This window comes from Saccharomonospora iraqiensis subsp. paurometabolica YIM 90007, from assembly GCF_000231035.2.
Lineage (GTDB): Bacteria > Actinomycetota > Actinomycetes > Mycobacteriales > Pseudonocardiaceae > Saccharomonospora > Saccharomonospora paurometabolica.
Window position 1 is genome coordinate 1 of sequence record NZ_KI912189.1, and the last position, 415, is coordinate 415.

At 76.6% G+C, this 415-nt stretch carries 1 protein-coding gene; it reads right to left on the reverse strand.

All coding sequences use genetic code 11. The annotated features are described in order from the left end of the window. Nucleotides 1-415, reverse strand: a 415-nt coding sequence (locus tag SACPADRAFT_RS31930) for a hypothetical protein (RefSeq protein ID WP_040923792.1), incomplete at both ends; no start/stop codon positions are given.

Here is a 415-nt window from a genome sequence, read left to right on the forward strand (position 1 = left end):
CACGGCCGCGGTGAGCGACACCGCGAGCGCCGCCGCGGCCACCCAGCGGCCGGGGCCCGCGACCAGGTCGACACCGGCGTCGTCGAGGAAGGCCCGCTGCTGCGGGCCGAACTGCCAGTCGCGGAACACCCACGCCAGCACCGTCGAACACAGGGCGACGCCGGTGGTCACCACCCACAGGTGCGGCAGTCCGCTCGCCCGAGCGGTGCGGAACTGACCGAACGCGACCACGACCACGCCCGCGAGCGCCAGCAGCACCGGGGGCAGCCAGGCGAAGAACGTGGAATCCCACGCCGACCGGGAGACGTCACCGGCGGGCAGCCCGGCCAGCGCCGCGCGGACCTCGGCGTCCGAGGCGGTCAGCCCGGTCCACGGCAACAGCAGGGAGACCACCGCGGCGGCCCCGGCCGCGAGG